Genomic DNA, 16,965 nt, shown 5'->3' with positions numbered 1-16,965 from the left:
TTATTTTTTTATTGTGAGTAGTGCGCGCCGTGTGCAGGAAGTTGTTTTTTGTCAAGAACTGCATAATCTGCTTCCATAGTAAGTCTGTGTTCACTGAACCACTTGACCACCAAAGGATAAATTATATGCTCTTGCTCATGCACGCGTTTTGCTAATGTTTCTGCTGTATCATCCTTGAGTACAGGTATTTGCGCCTGAAGAATAACGGGACCGCCGTCTAATTCTTCAGTAACAAAGTGAACACTTACGCCATGAACATCGTCTTTTGCATCAATTGCTCTTTGGTGGGTATTCAGCCCCTGATACTTAGGCAACAAAGATGGATGAATGTTCAACATTTTTCCAACATATTTTTGCACTAAGCCAGGAGTAAGAATACGCATAAACCCAGCTAATACAACTAGATTTGGCATAAAAGAGTCGATAACGTTCATTAATTGCGCATCGTACGCTTCGCGCGAGTCAAAATCTTTATGACTGAGCACTTTTGTAGCAATACCTGCTTTTTTTGCACGCTCTAGGCCATAAGCGTCTGCTTTGTTACTAATAACAGCCGCTATATGTCCGTTTATCTCGCCACGTTCGCAGGCATTTATGATGGCTTGTAAATTAGAGCCACTACCTGAGATTAAAACTACTAGACGAGTCGGTGCCATTACTTAGCACCACCTACAATTTCAACTTGCTCTTCGCCAGCTGCTGCATCTTGAATTTCACCAAGGTGCCATGTATTTTCGCCCAAGTCTTTTAGCATTGTTAAGCTTTGCTCAAGTTTGTCTGCAGGAACTACTAAAACCATACCTACACCACAGTTAAATGTACGGTACATTTCGTGCGTAGTAATATTACCGTTTTCTTGTAACCAGTTAAAAATAGGTGGCCACTGCCAGCTATCACCTTTAACTACAGCTTTTGCTGAAGCGGGTAATACGCGTGGAATGTTTTCCCAAAAACCGCCGCCAGTAATATGCGAAAGCGCATGTACGTCAACGTTTTTGAATAACTCAAGTAAAGGTTTTACGTAAATACGAGTAGGCTCAAGTAAAGTTTCGCCTAAAGTTTTACCTTCAAAGTCAGCGCTGGTATCAGCTTTTGACACTTCAAGTACTTTACGAATTAAAGAGAAGCCATTTGAATGAGGGCCGCTTGATGCAAGTGCAATAAGCTGATCGCCTGCAGCTACTTTTGTGCCATCAATAATTTTAGATTTTTCTACAACGCCTGTACAAAAGCCTGCCATGTCGTAGTCTTCACCATCATACATACCTGGCATTTCAGCTGTTTCGCCACCAATTAGGGCACAACCTGAAATTTCACAACCTTTGCCAATACCTGTAACTACGTCAGCTGCTGTGTCTACATCTAGTTTACCAGTTGCATAGTAATCTAGAAAAAACAGGGGTTCAGCACCTTGAACAATTAAGTCGTTTACACACATTGCAACTAAATCAATACCAACAGTATCGTGTTTTTTTAAGTCGATTGCTAAACGTAGTTTAGTACCAACGCCATCTGTGCCTGCAACTAATACTGGTTGCTTGTAGCCTTCAGGAATTTCGCAAAGTGCGCCAAAACCACCAATTCCGCCCATTACTTCAGGACGACGAGTTTTTTTAACTACGCCTTTAATACGCTCAACAAGTGCATTACCAGCGTCGATATCTACGCCCGCGTCTTTATAGCTTAGAGACTGTTTTTGTTCGCTCACAGGTTTTCCTCAAAATAGTTGTTTTGGGTTGCTTAGAAACGCGCGTATTTTACAACAATTGCAAGGTCGCGGCTAGCTCAAATGTAATTTTGAAATAATTAACAAGGACACTTGTCCGCTGTCTGTTGTTTAAATAAACAAAAAAACGCCCGTAGGCGTTTTTTTAGTATTAAAGGCGTTAAATTAACAGCTATGCTTTTGCAGTTAATATGGCTCGAAGTGGAGCTGGGTAGCCTTCAATTGTTTTACTTGTATCGTTTGGATCTAAAAAGTCGATTAACGATTCATTTTCCATCCAATCGGTTTTGCGTTGTTCTTCAAGCGTGGTAATAGCGCAATCTTTTATTTGCACATCTTTAAAGCCAACGCGTTCCATCCACAGTTTTAATGCTGCAGTACTTGGAATAAACCAAACGTTGCGCATTTTAGCGTAGCGGTCGGTAGGGACTAATACTGTGTTTTCATCACCTTCAATTACTAGCGTTTCAAGTACGAGTTCGCCGCCGGGGCGAAGCTGGGCTTTTAACTGTGCTAAAAAGTCGATAGGTGAGCGACGATGATAAAGTACGCCCATCGAAAAAACCGTATCAAACGCTTTAAGCTCAGGTAATGCTTCAACGCCTAGTGGTAGTAAATGCACGTTTTCGTCTGGATTGTAGTGTTTAATTGCTTGAAACTGACATAAAAATAAATCAGACGGATCAATACCCACTACAAACTCTGCGCCTTCACCGCGCATACGCCATAAATGATAACCTGAACCACAACCAATATCTAAAACAGTGCGACCTTTTAATGGCTCAATATGAGGCAGGAGTCTGTCCCACTTCCAATCACTGCGCCACTCTGTGTCTATTTCAATTCCGTGCACACTAAATGGGCCTTTGCGCCATGGCATCATGCGTTTTAATAAATGCATGGCTTGCTTTTGCTCGCCATCACTCATCTCCCCTGGGGCGCCAATTTCTACCTTAGTAGAAATATCAACGTGTGTTGTAGCCACCTCTGGTAAGTTTTTAAGTACTTTTTGCCATTTAGGTAAATCACCGTGGCTTGCCTCTAACTGCCAATGTTTTAATTGTGCAGGAAGGGTTTCTAGCCAGTGACTAAGTGGGCTTTGTGCGATAGATGCGTAAAATTGGTTAAACCATTGAGACATGGATGACTCTCTTTATTTAATTGCTACCATTGAGCAAAAATTAAAACATTGATACCACACTTGAGTTTGGCTAAAACCAATATCTTGTAAGCGAGTAAAGTGAGCGCTTAGTGTATCTGGGCGCATAACGTTTTCGATGGCGGTACGCTTTTGGCTTATTTCAAGCTCAGAGTAACCATTGTGTCGTTTAAAGTCGTGGTGCAAATCAATCAATAAATTGTCGCATTGCTCGTTTTCAGCTTTAATTTTTTCGCTTAACAGTAATACGCCGCCAGGTTTTAAATTAGCGTATATTTTTTCAAGCACGGCTTGGCGCTGCGCGTGTGGAATAAACTGCAACGTAAAGTTCATTGCCACTACTGAGGCGTTTTGAATCTCAAGCTCGTTAATATCGCCCAAAGTAACAGTAACAGGCACATCTGATTTAAAACCTTGTAAATGTACCTTACAACGCTCAACCATAGCTTGAGAATTATCTACCGCTATTATATGGCAGTTATCGGTGCGAATATTTCGTCGCATGCTAAGCGTTACTGCACCCAGTGAGCAGCCTAAATCATAAAGATTTGAGTTACTTTGTGCGTATTCACCCGCAAGTTTACCCATTGTACTGACAATCGTTGCGTAGCCCGGTACAGAGCGCTGGATCATATCTGGAAAAACTTCGACTACATTTTGGTCAAAGCTAAAATCTTTTACTTGTTGCTCAGAGGCATAAATACTGTCTTTTATGGTCACGAAGGCAGTCTCTTTGTAAATAATGGCGTTATTTTAACATTTTATACTGGATAGTCAGTGATAAATTCAGTAGCTTGACTAGAATTATGAATAATAAGTATAAAAGAGAAGATTAAATGAGCAAAAGTAAGGTCATCAGCACAGACGATATATTAGCAACCCTTTGTCATTCAGTGACAGGTGTACTCACATCAGCCAGCGGTAATGGTATTAGCTACTCAGCCATGGTGCAAAAAATAACACGTACATGTATGCGACCAGATATTGGCTGCTTTGTTTTATTTGACGGCGGTTTTACAGGGCTTGTAATTACCAACTTTACTTCGCAAGCGGCGATGGAAATTTATGGCGATTACATGCGAAACATGGGAATGCCAGAAGATGAAATAGCGCATAGCCATTTATCAGACGACGTATCAAACGTACTAGGCGAGTTGATGAATCAAATTGTTGGCGACTTTACGTCTAAAGTGCGCGAGCAGTTACATACTTCAATTACGCAAAACCAGCCAAAAATGATGGCAATAAACAAGCAAGTGCAAATATCGGTAGATACCACCATGGATCGCCCGCAAGCCCGCCGCGTAACATTCACTACAAGTAAACAAAATATCTTTTACTTGGAATTAGCGATGGATAAAACAGAGTTTATTAAATTACACGACTTTGATATTGCAGAAGCACTAGACCCTGATGACATAATTGAAAACGAAGCACGTAAAAAAGCGGACAAAGAAAAAGCATCTACAGCAGTAGAGCAAGACGATGCCGATGATGATTTTATGGCAGGCTTAGGGCTTTAAACCTATTTACGTAGGTTGGGTTGAGTGAAACGAAACCCAACATGCTTTTTCGCTGCTTGGAGAAAGAAAGTTCATAAGGTAGGTATGAGCAGATATCAGGTCTACCTTATATCTAAATTAATTTTTTATTAATATGAACATTTTAATTTATAGCTTTGTGCGCCTAAAAGGTACAATACAAATCTATTGAGTTTGGTCTATTTAAGATTTAGGAAGGGTATGGATATAAGCGGGCTGTTTACGAAAGTGAAGAAGTACTCTGAGGATAATAAATATTTACCTATTAAAGTTGAGTCAGTTGAAAGTTTAAGATATGTCATTGGATTACTCGCAAATAGGAGTAATAACACACTAAAAGCATTTATCAAATTTGATCATAATGGAAATAATACCTTTTTTGACGCATTTACTCATTTAGAAGTTAAAAAAAACTTAAAAGATTTTTTAAGTGAAGATGACACTAGCATCTCTATTGTTACTAATTGTACTAACAAATTCTCCAGATTATCTGAAGGCTTAGAAATCAATTCCAGTGATAAACTTTTCTTATACGAGTTCCCACAGGAGAAGCTAGAAGCAATGGAAGCTAAATTGTCGCAACCGATGCATAGCTTTATACTTGGGGATAAACAATCACTTATGATTGGACACTTTGATTTTAATAACGATAAGAAACACACTTTCGTCAATTTCTCCGATTCTGAGAGCGCGAAAAAGATGCTCTCATTTTTTAATAAGGCAAAAAGCTTGAGCCCCCGTGCAGGGGAGAATAAAAAATGAGCGAGGTCAGTACACCTATTGTTTATTTGTTGAGTGATTTTGCATCTTTGTTTGAAGTCGCTGTGGGACTCAACCTAGTTTTTGCTGTTTGGGATGGCCTTAGGAATCAAGCTGTTGAACGTTTTCGCGAAATATCAAATGACGTAGACAAAGCTTTAGAACTAAACTTAGGCAAAGATTACAGAACGGGGCGCTGTGCTTCGAAGTATTCATCTTTACAAAGCTCTTATTTAAGTACACTAGAAGGTATATCTAAATATGCTAAGGTCTTAGGTTTATTAGTTACTGCCTTACTTTTGGGGGTCTTAGCATATATAGGTTACAGTCCTTTAGAGAAAGTTACTTTCATTCCGATTACGATTTTAGTTGTTATTTCGACTTTAGTAACACCTTTGTTTTTAGTTTCGGGGCACCTATTTGTGATAAGGGGTAAAAAAAAGCTTCTGGAGTTTCAACAACATCAAAACAATGCATTTACAGACTTGCAGCAGTTTTCTAATGAAGTAATTAAGCGAAACGATGTTTGATAGCTGTGATTGAATTTTAGGCGGCAGGGAGGTAGGGAAATGTCTATTGTGAGGTTTTCATTATTTAACATACGGATTCTCTCCCATCGCCACTACCACACAAAATATCCTTAAATCTAATTCCAATTAGTGATACTGCTGTTCCTTATGGCAGCAACGTTTATAAAAGCCTTTGTTGTGGTCTTTTTCTTTAAAGTTAGCAAGCTCATGTGCTACTAACGTTTTTAGTTATAGCTCAGGTGCGCCGAAGGAGATCATTGTGTATCGACCAATTAATGCGTTGGGAACCGTACTTCCCTCGTTTTTAATGCTGTTATTTTAAGCGGCTAAACCTACTCTTTAAACTTATAACCCACACTATAAACCGCAGCTATTGGGTTTAGTCCTGCTTGAATGTCGTTAATCTTTTTTCGTATATTTTTAATGTGTGTATCTATGTTGCGATCGGATATGTCGGTTGTGTCGCTGTATACGTTATTAATAATATCTTCGCGGGTAAAAACACGCCCTACGTGGCTTATAAATAATAAAAATATTTTAAACTCGACGGCGGTAAAGCCAATGCTTTTGCCGTTTAGGCGGGCTTCGTAATCGTCTTTGTGTAATTGAAAATTATTATGATTGATGATGTTGGTTTTAGGCTGGCTGGTCCTTCTTAGTACGGCTTTTATGCGTGCTATAACTTCTTTGGGGCTGAAGGGTTTGCATATGTAGTCATCGGCGCCGACCTCTAAACCCAGTAAGCGGTCTATTTCTTCACTTTTTGCGGTAAGCATAATAATAGGCACACTTGAAAAGGCTCTAATTTGCTTACATAGCTCTATGCCATCAACATCTGGCAACATTAAATCAAGAAGTATTAAATCTACTGCGTTTTGTTTTACAAAACTAACTACACCCTTGCCGCTATTAAAGTGCTCAGTTTCGTAATCTTGTTGCTTAGCGTAGGCAATAAGTACCTCTGCAATGTTTTCTTCGTCTTCAACGATAAGTATTTTTTGTGATGCCATTATTTTAACCTAAAAGTGCCAGCGTTATTTTAACTTCTAGTCCACCAAGTGGTGAGTTGTGCAACGATATTTGACCACCATGTGCTTCTATTATTTGTTTGCAAAGTGCAAGCCCTAAGCCCGAGCCGCCGTGCTCTCGGCTTCGAGATTTTTCAACGCGATAAAAACGCTCAAACAATTTTTGTAAGTCGTTTGGTAAAACACTTGGTGCTGAGTCTTGTAAAATAAGCTCAATATTATTGTGTGTTTTGTTGGCAAGTATTATTACTTGCCCACCTTTATGCGTGTATCTGCAGGTGTTTTCTAACAGGTTTGAAAATAATTGTACAAGGCGTTCTTTATCGCCATTTATTATACATTTGCCGGCTTTGGTTAAGCTTTTGCTGTCTACATTTAATTCACGCTCTTTAAAGCGAGCGGTGTAGTTTTCAATTGATTGCTCAAAAATAGTGATTAAATCAATGCGCGCATTGTTATAGGTTAAATTAACGCTATCTGTTTTTGTTAGTTGAGCTAGGTCGTCAACAATGTGACTTAAGTTATCTACTTGGTTTATGAGTAAATCAATGCGCTTTGTGTCAGCTGTAAATACGCCATCTTGCACGGCTAGTAAATGCGAGCGTAGTACAGTAAGTGGGGTTCTTAATTCGTGGGATGTGTCTGACACCCATTGGAATCGCATTTGTTGGTTTTGCTCAAGCGTGTGGGCTAAGGCGTTAAAGTTGTTGGATAGGGTACCTAGCTCATCTTTACTAGAGGGGATGACTCTGCTGGCAAAATTTCCTTTTGTTAACTCATCGGTGCCAGTTACTATTTGCTTTATCGGTTTGATTAAATGGCGTGATAACACAATAGCCATAATAAATGCGAGCACAATAACGAGTAATGTGATCATAAAATAGTTATGAAATTGCGCTGCTAAAAATGCTTTTGCTGGGCTACTTTGCACAAGTTTTGAAGGGACTAAACCTATCCAGCCTATAACGTTATTGTTTAATAAAATAGGTTCTATATGTGGGTTGTCGTTTAAATTAGCCCTACCAACAACAACCTTTTTATTTTGATCATATAAACTTATACGTTGCCCTGTTTTAAGTGAACCTGCAGGTAAATGTACCCACAATAAAGAAGGCGTTACATTGCTGTTATTTGGTTTGGGTGGGGTGCTTGTGTGTTTATTCGCTTTGGGCTCGCCTGGCTTTTTTTGCGGCTCTACAATAGAGCGCCATAATTGCGTGCTTTGTGTAATGGGTTGCCAACTGCCTAATCCGCTATAAAACTCAATAAGTTGATGCTTAACCATTGCTACATGTTTTGTTTCTTCTTGTTCAACAAAGTCGTTAAAACCTGACGAAAAGGTCATGTATATAAACACAAACATAAGCCCAACAAGGGCGATATTAGTGATAAAAAAAGCTAAAAAGAATTTATGTATTAATTTCACTGATTGGCAAATAGTAAAGATCATGACGTTAACGTACCAAGCAGTATTGCATATTGATTATGTGCCTACAATTAGCGTATTTAGGGAGTTGCTTACTAAAATCCTTTTTAAGTAAGCTTTTAGGTATGTTGATTCTTGGGCTAGAACTTTATTTTTGCGGTATCGCCAGCACCCAGTAACTTATATTGTGGTTTTACAAAGCTTGCGTGTACTGCACCTAAACTTTTAGGGAACGATATGGCAAGCTCATCTACTGTTGTAAATGAGTGCTTCGCTTGAAAAACAATTTCTAGGTCGTGCGCTTCGTTGTTGCTGGTGGTAAAAACGACGCGTTCAAACACGATAACTTGCTGATTTACACGTAAGCTCGTTTTTTGTTTAAGTGCATTTTTTACAAACTCTTCTTGTTGCTCTGCACTTAAGTTTGTAGGCATAAGCTTATCAATATCGCCCATAAGCCATGCTTGCTCGCTTTGCAGCGCTGAGATTAAATGCTCAGCATTAGTTAATACTTTTACTTCAACTTGCCCATCTCTTAAAATTACTTGGGCTGTTGTGTTTTTTAATACATGTGCGCTCACTTGAGCGCACATACTTGTTAAAATACACGCTAGCATTAGCCATTTTAATTTTTTTAAAAAATACATAATTACTACCTTTTATTGAAGCGGAGACCTTTTTGTTTATTGAGGTTGCTCAATAGTTACTTTACAAATAAGGGTGTTGTCGGTTTCTAAGTCTTCGCCCCACATGAATTTTGCGTTTTCATCCCAGTTAATATCGTCGTAACCGTCTTTTGGTCCTACATCGGCAAAGTTGTGCTCTACTGCATTAGCCCAATTCGTATCGTCAAAGTTACTTTGCAGCCAGTCAGTTGGTGCTTCTTTTGACATAAACGTACAAGCGCCTTCGCCCGCTACAGGGTTTGTTTCGCTTTCGCATAATTTGTTAAGCGGCGCTTTGTGAAGTATTTCGCATTTAAAGCTTTTATTGCTTACCGCAATTACTTTATTTGTATCGGTGTCGGTAAGTTGCATAATAAAACCGCCATCACCCATTTGCTGATTTTTAGCACCGATGTATTCAAGCCCAGTGTCGTTTTGCTTAAAGTCTTTAATTATTAAATTAAGCTCAATAGGGTAGTTTGCAGAAAACGTAATACTTTCGGCATTAAATGAGCGCTCTGTGGTTATTGGCACAGAATCTTCAACAAGTAACTGCTCGCCTATGTAGGCTGTAAACCAGTTATCAGCCCATGCTTCTAGCTTTAAGTTATGCTTGCCTGTAATGGCAGGATTTGTATTTTGCTTAGTGACTGTTGGAGTAAGGTGATTTGGCTGCGGGCCTCTACAAAATGTACCTGTTTGAACTTTGCCACCATTACTGATGGTTTTTTGTTTAAAGCTATAGCAGTCTTTTCCCTGTGATGCAGGGCTGTAGGTAGTAAAGTAGTTTTCACCTTTGTATGAATAGCTCATTGTACGGCTGCCATTTTCAGAGATTGCGTGCGTTAGGTTTTCAACGCCTCCTTGTGGCGGGCGCAAGTCGGCTCTTATACCTTGAGTATCGCCACTCAGTGGTGACACTCTTGGTAATTTAGCTGTATCTACTTCACCTACTAAGCACTGAATAATATACGGCGGTGTAGCTGATGTTTGGTAGCGATAGCCAAATGTGTCGTCGGCTTGCCCGTTACATACATCAAGGTCACCTTTGGCAATTGCACTGCCGTCTGGGTTTTTACTGCCATACAGCGGGTAACCATCGTAAGCCCAACCAATAATGGCATCGCTTGTTTGGTTTTTCATTGTGTCAATCATACACGTTGGCGATACATGATAATGGTAGTCATCACCTCGTCCTGCGTGTCCGCCACATATATCTAACTGTCCGAGTGCTAACGTGTCGTGTTTTTCATCGTAGCTATTTACATCCAACTCACCTTGCGAAGAATAGTCGTATATTGGTACGCCATTAACGGCAACACCTACGGCTGCATCAATTGTTGTTATTGTTTTTGCTTTTTTTGGGTTTAGCTTTATAGGTGCGGCGTAGTCTTTAGCTGGAACGGGTATTTGCTCGTTAGTACCTGTAATACCAGTCATTACTTCATGAACAGGATAAGTAGATGAGGCAATATAAGCATATTGTTCATCGCACGTAACAGATACGCTTTTATCAAACCCTGCATTACTCACCGATTGTGTAATAGCATCGCAACGAGGTGATTTTACGTTAGCGGTTAAATATGATTTATCAGGCTTTGGTTGCTCATTTGGTTTTGGTTTTGAATCCGGTTTGTGCTCGGCGCTATTAGCGCTTCGCGAGTACTTAACCGTCATACTTGCAGTATCGAGCGTAATATCTTTTACAGCGGCGAGTAATGCTGATCGATCTACTTTTGTATCGCTATTAAAGGTAACTGGTGCAGATAACGCGTACACAGTATAAGTATAGCTTTTTTCACCCGGACCTTTAGAGCAAGGCGGCGCGTATTGGTTTAAATCGTTTACGCTATTAGAGCCTACTTCACCGAGAGTTTCGCCCGCTTTAATTTGTGTTTTATCGGCGGAAATGTTGTACATGGTCCAATACCAATGCATTCCCTCTGGCGCTTTATGATCCATAATTAATGCATAATATTTGGTTGCCTTAGGTGCACCACTCCAGTTAAGTGGGGGGCTAATGCTTTGCCCATCGCACGTATAAGTAATAGGCAAGTTACCGCCATCGCTTACCTTTGAGCTGGTTAGAGTAAAATCATTGAGGTTTGATTGTTCAAGTGATTGGCTGTTTTGCTCGTTGCAGGCACTTAAGGTTACACAGCACAGGGCACTGAGTAAAATGGCATGGGTATTTTTCATCATTTAAAACTCCAAAGATTAAGAGTACATAGAAAGAATTAGCTATTAAGAGTGTAGTTCTCAAATGTAGGGCAATTATGTAGTTTTAAACTTTTTTGTTTTTATTAAGGGCTGGCGTTAAGTTGTGAGCTGCTTACTTGGATAAGAGAAGAGATTGGATATGGGCGCTTGGTTATGAAAGGAAATATTAACTTAAGCATGGCGTTATTTTCACTCAGTTAAATAACGCTAAAATCCTTATTTTAAATAAGGATTTTCACCCATTGCGACTACCACACAAAAAATTCTTAAATCTAACTCTAGCTGGTGGTAACTCGGTTCCATATGGCAGCAAAGTTGATAAAAGCCTTTGTTATGGTCTTTTTCTTTAAAGTGGGCGAGCTCATGTACCACTAACGCTTTTAATAACGGCTCGGGAGCGCGCAGCAAGTCGCTGTTTATCGCTAAATCGTGTTTGCGGGTTTTACCTTGCATTCGATACGTATGTGTACCGAGTGCGTTGGTGACCATATCGCCTTGCTTTTTAAATGCTGCGCGACCAAACGGTGGTGCGTTTTTTAAATACTGTTTTTTAAGCTCGGTTGCATAACTATAAAGTAGTTTATCGCTGGTAATAGTGTGTGCTTGCGGGTACTTTTTAAGTAAGTAATCACATACCTTTTTGTTATTTATAAGGTTTAATACTTGCTCAACAATGTTAGCTGGGTAGCCGGTAAAGTAACGTGCGTATTCACTCATTATTATTTCTCTGTCGTTTTACTTTTAGAAAAGTGCTTGCTGGTGGGCTTCTTTTTCGCCAGTAAATGGGTTTAATGCTTTGTGATTATAACCAAGGTCCTTACAAAACTGCCTTGCTAATAAAGGTGCTTCTCGGTTATCTGCCGTATGAAAAAACACATAAGGCGTTTTTCCTTCATCAAGCCATTGTTTTACTTTACTCAGCCACGGTTTATAAAAGGGTTTATAGTCGTTTTGTAAATCGGCGATAACAAAGCGCGCCATGGGTTGTGTGCTTGTAGCAATGGCATGCACGGGTAAATGCGGCTTTTTTTGCTGTGCATCTATTAGCGCTTCGGTGGTTGGTTTTACTGCAAATAGGGCGCGAGTATCCATCGATATGCGATTTATGTTGTTTGCCATTAATAACTGATTAAGCGCTATTTCGGCTTCGCCCTTTTGAAAAAACGCAGTATGACGTACCTCTACACCGTAATTAACCTCTTTTGGTAATAGGCTAATAAATTGTGCGAGTTTGGGTAAGTCACCAGGACCAAATGCTTTAGGTAATTGCAGCATGATTTGCCCAGTTTTTTCTAAAATAGGGGTAAACAAGTTTAGCCAATCAGTAAGCTCGGTTTGAACATTAGTTAGGTGCAGCTCGTGGCTAAAGCGACGATTAAACTTAAAAGTAAATTTAAAATCGTCAGGTACGCTGTTTGCCCAGCGCAATACGGTGCTTGGCGCAGGATCAGCGTAAAAGCTGGTATTGCCTTCAACAGAATTAAAATGTTGTGCGTATTGGCTAAGCATATCGGCGTTTTTACATTGGCTTGAAAATAAATTGCCTTTCCATGCATTACTCGACCACTGCGGGCATCCAATATATAACATACAAACTAGCGCCTTATTATAAAGTGGCGATAGTGTAGCAAATAACAAAACAAGCTGCTGTAAATTCAGGGGCAAAAGCGGCACACGCCCTAGCATCTTAATGTTAGTTGAGTATAATGCAGGGCTTAATTTGATTATTTTTAGATTGCTAGCGGCTTTATTTGTATTGTGGTGACCTGTTTTTTAAATCACACGCCTTAAAACAAATAAGTTTAGCCGTTTAAGCCTTTTATCTGACAGGAAAACTATGCGCTCTATATATTGCGGACAGCTAAATAAAACTCACGTAGATCAAGAAGTTGAACTATGTGGCTGGATCAACAAACGACGTGACCTTGGTGGACTTATCTTTGTCGATTTACGCGATAGAGAAGGTTTAGTACAAGTTGTATTCGACTCTGACATTGAAGAGTTAATGAGTTCAGCTAACACACTTCGCCAAGAATTTTGTGTTCAGCTAAAAGGTATTGTTCGCGCACGCCCAGACAGCCAAGTAAATAAAGACATGGCAACAGGGGAGATCGAAATTTTAGGTAAAGAGCTTAATATTATTAACCGCTCTGAGCCATTACCGCTTGATTTTAACCAAGTAAACTCAGAAGAGCGTCGTTTAAAATACCGCTACTTAGACCTACGTCGTCTAGAAATGAGTGACCGTATTAAATTACGCGCTAAAGCAAGCAGCTTTGTTCGTCGCTTTTTAGATGAAAACGGCTTTTTAGACATCGAAACACCTGTACTTACTAAAGCAACGCCAGAAGGCGCGCGCGATTACTTAGTGCCAAGCCGCGTTCATAAAGGTAGTTTTTACGCATTACCACAGTCTCCACAGTTGTTTAAGCAATTGTTGATGATGTCGGGTTTTGACCGTTACTACCAAATTGTTAAATGTTTCCGTGATGAAGATTTACGTGCCGATCGTCAACCAGAATTTACCCAAATAGATATAGAAACCTCGTTCATGAGCTCTGATCAAGTACGTGGTATGACTGAAAAAATGATCCGCGAAATGTGGCAAACATTACTAAACGTTGATTTAGGCGATTTTCCAATCATGCCTTACAGCGAGGCAATGAGCCTTTACGGTTCTGATAAGCCAGATTTACGTAACCCAATGAAATTAGTTGATGTTGCAGATTTAGTTAAAGACGTAGAGTTTAATGTTTTCTCAGGTCCGGCTAACGACGAAAAAGGTCGCGTTGCTGTGTTAACTGTACCGGGTGGCGCTAAGCTTTCTCGTAAACAGCTTGACGATTACACTAAGTTTATTGGTATTTACGGCGCTAAAGGCATGGCGTGGATGAAAGTAAACGACCACACTGCAGGCGCTGAGGGTGTTCAATCACCAGTGGCTAAGTTTTTAAGCGAAGACGTAATTACTAAATTACTTGAGCGTACTAATGCACAGTCTGGCGATATTATTTTATTTGGTGCCGATAAGCGTAACACAGTAAACGAAGCAATGGGCGCACTGCGCGTTAAGATTGGTGTTGATTTAGAAATCACTAACCTTAATAGCTGGGCACCACTTTGGGTTGTAGACTTCCCAATGTTTGAAGAAGATGACGAAGGCACATTACATGCTGTACATCATCCATTCACTGCACCAAAAGACATTAACGCCAGTGAGCTTGAAGCAAACCCAGCAGCTGCTATTTCAGATGCCTACGATATGGTATTAAACGGCTACGAAGTTGGTGGCGGTTCGGTACGTATTCATAATGCAGATATGCAAGAAACTGCATTTAGAATTTTAGGTATTAACGAGCAAGAGCAACAAGACAAGTTTGGCTTTTTACTTGATGCACTTAAATACGGCACACCACCACATGCAGGTTTAGCATTTGGTCTTGACCGTTTAGCAATGCTTTTATGTGGTACCGATAACATTCGTGACGTTATTGCTTTCCCTAAAACAACACAAGCGTCGTGCTTATTAACCAACGCGCCAAGCAAACCTAACCTTGATTCGTTAGCTGAACTTGCAATAAGTGTTGTAGAAAAAGCGATACCTAACGAAGAGTAATCTTGTTTCGCTTTTTTGAGCTAAATTTAAAAACCCTTAAGTTATATGCTTAAGGGTTTTTTTATGGTTAAATTTATAGCAGAGTGTGTTTTAAACGAACAGATGAAAAGGAATTATTATGTCGATCAATGCAACCTTATTTGGTGAGTTTTTAGTTTTTATTATTGTGCTGTGTATTCCTATTTTTGCTGTAATTAGCTACAAAATAGGTAAGCGTAAAAGTACTATGCCGGGTGTTTTAGCTTTTGTGGGTGGCTGTTTAGCGCTATTTCCACTATTTGCTTTGATTTTTATTGCAGTGCTTGCGCTTAAAAAAGATTTACCTAAAAGTAATGGCTACACAGGTTAAATTTAATAGGTGAATTGTGTTGTTAAGTAACAATAACCAGTATTTTGATGAGCAATTTAATGCTTTGCAGTACGCAGAGCAGCTAACTGAAAACTCTGAATTTGAAGAGTGTATATTTATCGATTGCGACTTTTCAGGCGGGCAGTTTAAACATTGCCGATTTATAGAATGTAGTTTTAAAAACTGTAATTTATCGTCACTAAAATGGAACTACAGTTCGCTTGAGAATGTAAGTTTTAGCCACTGTAAATTAAATAGTTTGCAATGGGCTGACGTAGATTGGCCAGCGCTTAGTATTAACGCACCGGTGAGTTTTAATTATTGCGAGCTCAGTAATAGTTCTTTTTTTGAATTAACCCTCAAAGCCCTCAAACTAACACACTGCTTTGCCAAAAATGTTGATTTTAGACACGCTGATTTAAGCGGTAGTGAATTTACAGGAACAGATTTTCGCGATAGTGAGTTTTTTCAAACTAACTTAACAAAATGTGATTTTGTAGGTGCTACAGCGTTTAATATAGATTTGAATAATAATATTTTAGCGAATGCTAAGTTTGATCGCTTCGAAGCACTTAATTTGCTTACCAGCCTTAATATAGAATTGTGTGATTAATTTAGTTTAATATGATTACATATCTAGAAGCGACAGCTTGGCTGGGCTTCTAGATACTGCGTGACTGGGTAATTAACGGCTTGGGCCATTTTTATTACGTGCACTGGCAAGCTGTCTTGCGATTTCTAATAACGCAGGTGAAATATCTTCAGCGCCATCTTTAATTAGTTTTGTAACATCACCTGACGAAAACAAACCGTCACGTGGTGATTTAATACCTAACTCACGAACAAAATCCTTCGTTTTACCTGTGCTGCCTGTTTCAATAAACTTAAAAATAATACGTTCATTGTTGTTTTTAGCAGGTGCTTTTAGTGTTTCGATTTCGTCATGTATTGCAGTTAGTTTGTCTTCTAAAATTTCTATACGTTCTTGAATGCTATTGTATGATTTCATTTATTGGATCTTTTACTAAATATATTTAAACAATGGCGACTATTATCGCATAGTTTGACAATAGAGAATGCAAACCTATAAAGTAAAAATTATTTTTAATTAAAAACAATAATTTATATAAGTTTAAATATGCAAAAAACACCCAAAAAGCTTTTTATGTTAAGCGCACTAGCTCTAAGTGCATCATTAATAAGTACATCAGTAATAGGCGCAACAAGCTATGCAAACGACGAAGTTATAACTGATCAAAGCCGCAATCGCACTATTCCTATCAATATCACACTACCAAGTAACAATGCTAAGTGCACTGAACAAGTAAAATGCCCTGTAGCGTTTATTAACGCAGGTTACGGGATTAGCCATAACGGGTATACGTTTGCCAGTAATGCGTTTAATCAGCGTGGATATTTAACAATAGCAGTTACACACGAACTAAAAACCGACCCTGACCTTAATCGTGAGCAACCTTACTTAACAACACGTATGGAAAACTGGCACCGTGGCGTAGTAACGCTTAAGTTTTTAGTTAATGAGCTATCGAGTAAATACCCAGCGTATGATTTTACAAAGCTCGCCTTATTTGGGCACTCAAACGGCGGGGATATTTCGTCATTATACGGCTCTATTTACCCAAACGAAGTTAGCACTATTATTACGCTCGATCATCGCCGCATGTTGATCCCGCGCAATAAAAACATTCGCGTACTTACTCTACGCGGTAGTGATTACACAGCTGATGCGAATGTGCTGTTAAAGAATTCAGAGCTGGATAAGTTTCCTGTTACACAAACACTAATAGAAAAATCGCGTCATAACGATATGTACGATGGCGGGCCAAAATGGCTGGTAGATAGAATGAGTAAAGAAGTAGAGGGATTTTTAGATAGTAAAAATTAGGTTTATAAAAGTTTAATCATAGCGCAGTGTTACCTGCGCT

At 39.3% G+C, this 16,965-nt stretch carries 18 protein-coding genes and 1 pseudogene; 7 read left to right on the top strand and 12 right to left on the bottom strand.

Translation table 11 applies throughout. The features are described 5' to 3' along the window. Positions 1 to 8: 8 nt before the first annotated feature. From purN to cmoA, 4 genes are all read right to left on the bottom strand, one after another. Positions 9 to 656 carry a phosphoribosylglycinamide formyltransferase gene (gene purN, locus CXF64_RS12515; RefSeq protein ID WP_101217176.1) on the bottom strand — a complete coding sequence of 216 codons (648 nt, stop codon included), beginning with the start codon at positions 654 to 656 and terminating at the stop codon, positions 9 to 11. Continuing rightward, positions 656 to 1,708, bottom strand: coding sequence for a phosphoribosylformylglycinamidine cyclo-ligase (gene purM / locus CXF64_RS12510; RefSeq protein ID WP_101217175.1), 1,053 nt, complete (start codon positions 1,706 to 1,708; stop codon positions 656 to 658). Before purM ends, purN begins: the two co-directional genes overlap by 1 nt. 190 nt (positions 1,709 to 1,898) lie before the next feature. Continuing rightward, on the bottom strand, positions 1,899 to 2,867 hold the full coding sequence (gene cmoB / locus CXF64_RS12505) for a tRNA 5-methoxyuridine(34)/uridine 5-oxyacetic acid(34) synthase CmoB (protein WP_101217174.1): 969 nt from the start codon (positions 2,865 to 2,867) through the stop codon (positions 1,899 to 1,901). 12 nt (positions 2,868 to 2,879) lie between these two features. Continuing rightward, positions 2,880 to 3,605: a carboxy-S-adenosyl-L-methionine synthase CmoA gene (gene cmoA, locus CXF64_RS12500; RefSeq protein WP_007378000.1), complete on the bottom strand. Its 726-nt coding sequence runs from the start codon at positions 3,603 to 3,605 to the stop codon at positions 2,880 to 2,882. A 116-nt stretch (positions 3,606 to 3,721) separates the two neighbouring features. Between cmoA and CXF64_RS12495 the strand changes: the two genes are divergently transcribed. The 3 genes from CXF64_RS12495 (at position 3,722) to CXF64_RS12485 (ending at position 5,715) form a co-directional block, all read left to right on the top strand. Beyond that, the gene (locus tag CXF64_RS12495) at positions 3,722 to 4,408 is read left to right on the top strand and encodes a DUF3334 family protein (RefSeq protein ID WP_007586957.1); all 687 of its coding nucleotides are present in this window, start codon (positions 3,722 to 3,724) and stop codon (positions 4,406 to 4,408) included. A gap of 219 nt (positions 4,409 to 4,627) precedes the next feature. Continuing rightward, positions 4,628 to 5,188: a hypothetical protein gene (locus tag CXF64_RS12490; protein WP_024599836.1), complete on the top strand. Its 561-nt coding sequence runs from the start codon at positions 4,628 to 4,630 to the stop codon at positions 5,186 to 5,188. Then, positions 5,185 to 5,715 carry a hypothetical protein gene (locus CXF64_RS12485; protein WP_101217173.1) on the top strand — a complete coding sequence of 177 codons (531 nt, stop codon included), beginning with the start codon at positions 5,185 to 5,187 and terminating at the stop codon, positions 5,713 to 5,715. Before CXF64_RS12490 ends, CXF64_RS12485 begins: the two co-directional genes overlap by 4 nt. A gap of 60 nt (positions 5,716 to 5,775) precedes the next feature. On the opposite strand, the pseudogene CXF64_RS20970 reads toward CXF64_RS12485, so the two are convergent. From CXF64_RS20970 to CXF64_RS12450, 7 genes and pseudogenes are all read right to left on the bottom strand, one after another. Further along, a pseudogene (locus tag CXF64_RS20970) lies at positions 5,776 to 5,943 on the bottom strand (metal-dependent hydrolase); the annotation flags it as partial. Between the two features lie 104 nt (positions 5,944 to 6,047). Beyond that, positions 6,048 to 6,725: a response regulator gene (locus tag CXF64_RS12475; RefSeq protein ID WP_101217172.1), complete on the bottom strand. Its 678-nt coding sequence runs from the start codon at positions 6,723 to 6,725 to the stop codon at positions 6,048 to 6,050. A 4-nt stretch (positions 6,726 to 6,729) separates the two neighbouring features. Further along, positions 6,730 to 8,088: an ATP-binding protein gene (locus tag CXF64_RS12470; protein ID WP_232783801.1), complete on the bottom strand. Its 1,359-nt coding sequence runs from the start codon at positions 8,086 to 8,088 to the stop codon at positions 6,730 to 6,732. Positions 8,089 to 8,309: 221 nt separating this feature from the next. Then, complete coding sequence (locus CXF64_RS12465) at positions 8,310 to 8,816, bottom strand: hypothetical protein (RefSeq protein WP_101217170.1); 507 nt, start codon at positions 8,814 to 8,816, stop codon at positions 8,310 to 8,312. A 36-nt stretch (positions 8,817 to 8,852) separates the two neighbouring features. Beyond that, positions 8,853 to 11,036 (bottom strand): YHYH protein, encoded by a 2,184-nt coding sequence (locus CXF64_RS12460; protein ID WP_198551139.1) that lies wholly within the window; start codon positions 11,034 to 11,036, stop codon positions 8,853 to 8,855. 234 nt (positions 11,037 to 11,270) lie between these two features. After that, the gene (locus CXF64_RS12455) at positions 11,271 to 11,771 is read right to left on the bottom strand and encodes a M48 metallopeptidase family protein (RefSeq protein ID WP_024608393.1); all 501 of its coding nucleotides are present in this window, start codon (positions 11,769 to 11,771) and stop codon (positions 11,271 to 11,273) included. 24 nt (positions 11,772 to 11,795) lie between these two features. Beyond that, positions 11,796 to 12,644 (bottom strand): DUF72 domain-containing protein, encoded by an 849-nt coding sequence (locus CXF64_RS12450; protein WP_101217243.1) that lies wholly within the window; start codon positions 12,642 to 12,644, stop codon positions 11,796 to 11,798. Positions 12,645 to 12,891: 247 nt separating this feature from the next. Here CXF64_RS12450 and aspS point away from each other — a divergent pair, with 247 nt between their 5' ends. The 3 genes from aspS (at position 12,892) to CXF64_RS12435 (ending at position 15,632) form a co-directional block, all read left to right on the top strand. After that, entirely contained in the window at positions 12,892 to 14,670 is a 1,779-nt protein-coding gene (aspS, locus tag CXF64_RS12445; RefSeq protein ID WP_024591308.1) for an aspartate--tRNA ligase, read from the top strand. 118 nt (positions 14,671 to 14,788) lie between these two features. After that, positions 14,789 to 15,019 (top strand): hypothetical protein, encoded by a 231-nt coding sequence (locus CXF64_RS12440; protein WP_007586979.1) that lies wholly within the window; start codon positions 14,789 to 14,791, stop codon positions 15,017 to 15,019. Between the two features lie 16 nt (positions 15,020 to 15,035). Then, on the top strand, positions 15,036 to 15,632 hold the full coding sequence (locus tag CXF64_RS12435; RefSeq protein ID WP_101217169.1) for a pentapeptide repeat-containing protein: 597 nt from the start codon (positions 15,036 to 15,038) through the stop codon (positions 15,630 to 15,632). A 72-nt stretch (positions 15,633 to 15,704) separates the two neighbouring features. Here CXF64_RS12435 and CXF64_RS12430 read toward each other — a convergent pair whose 3' ends face one another. Next, positions 15,705 to 16,028, bottom strand: a complete 324-nt coding sequence (locus tag CXF64_RS12430; protein ID WP_010555318.1) for a hypothetical protein — start codon at positions 16,026 to 16,028, stop codon at positions 15,705 to 15,707. Positions 16,029 to 16,157: 129 nt separating this feature from the next. On the opposite strand from CXF64_RS12430, the gene CXF64_RS12425 reads away from it, so the two are divergent. Next, positions 16,158 to 16,925: an alpha/beta hydrolase gene (locus tag CXF64_RS12425; RefSeq protein ID WP_101217168.1), complete on the top strand. Its 768-nt coding sequence runs from the start codon at positions 16,158 to 16,160 to the stop codon at positions 16,923 to 16,925. Positions 16,926 to 16,965: the final 40 nt, after the last annotated feature.

This window comes from Pseudoalteromonas sp. GutCa3, assembly GCF_002836155.1.
Lineage (GTDB): Bacteria > Pseudomonadota > Gammaproteobacteria > Enterobacterales > Alteromonadaceae > Pseudoalteromonas > Pseudoalteromonas arctica.
The sequence above is the reverse complement of the archived record's forward strand: the minus strand, read 5'-3'. Positions and strand labels throughout refer to the sequence as shown.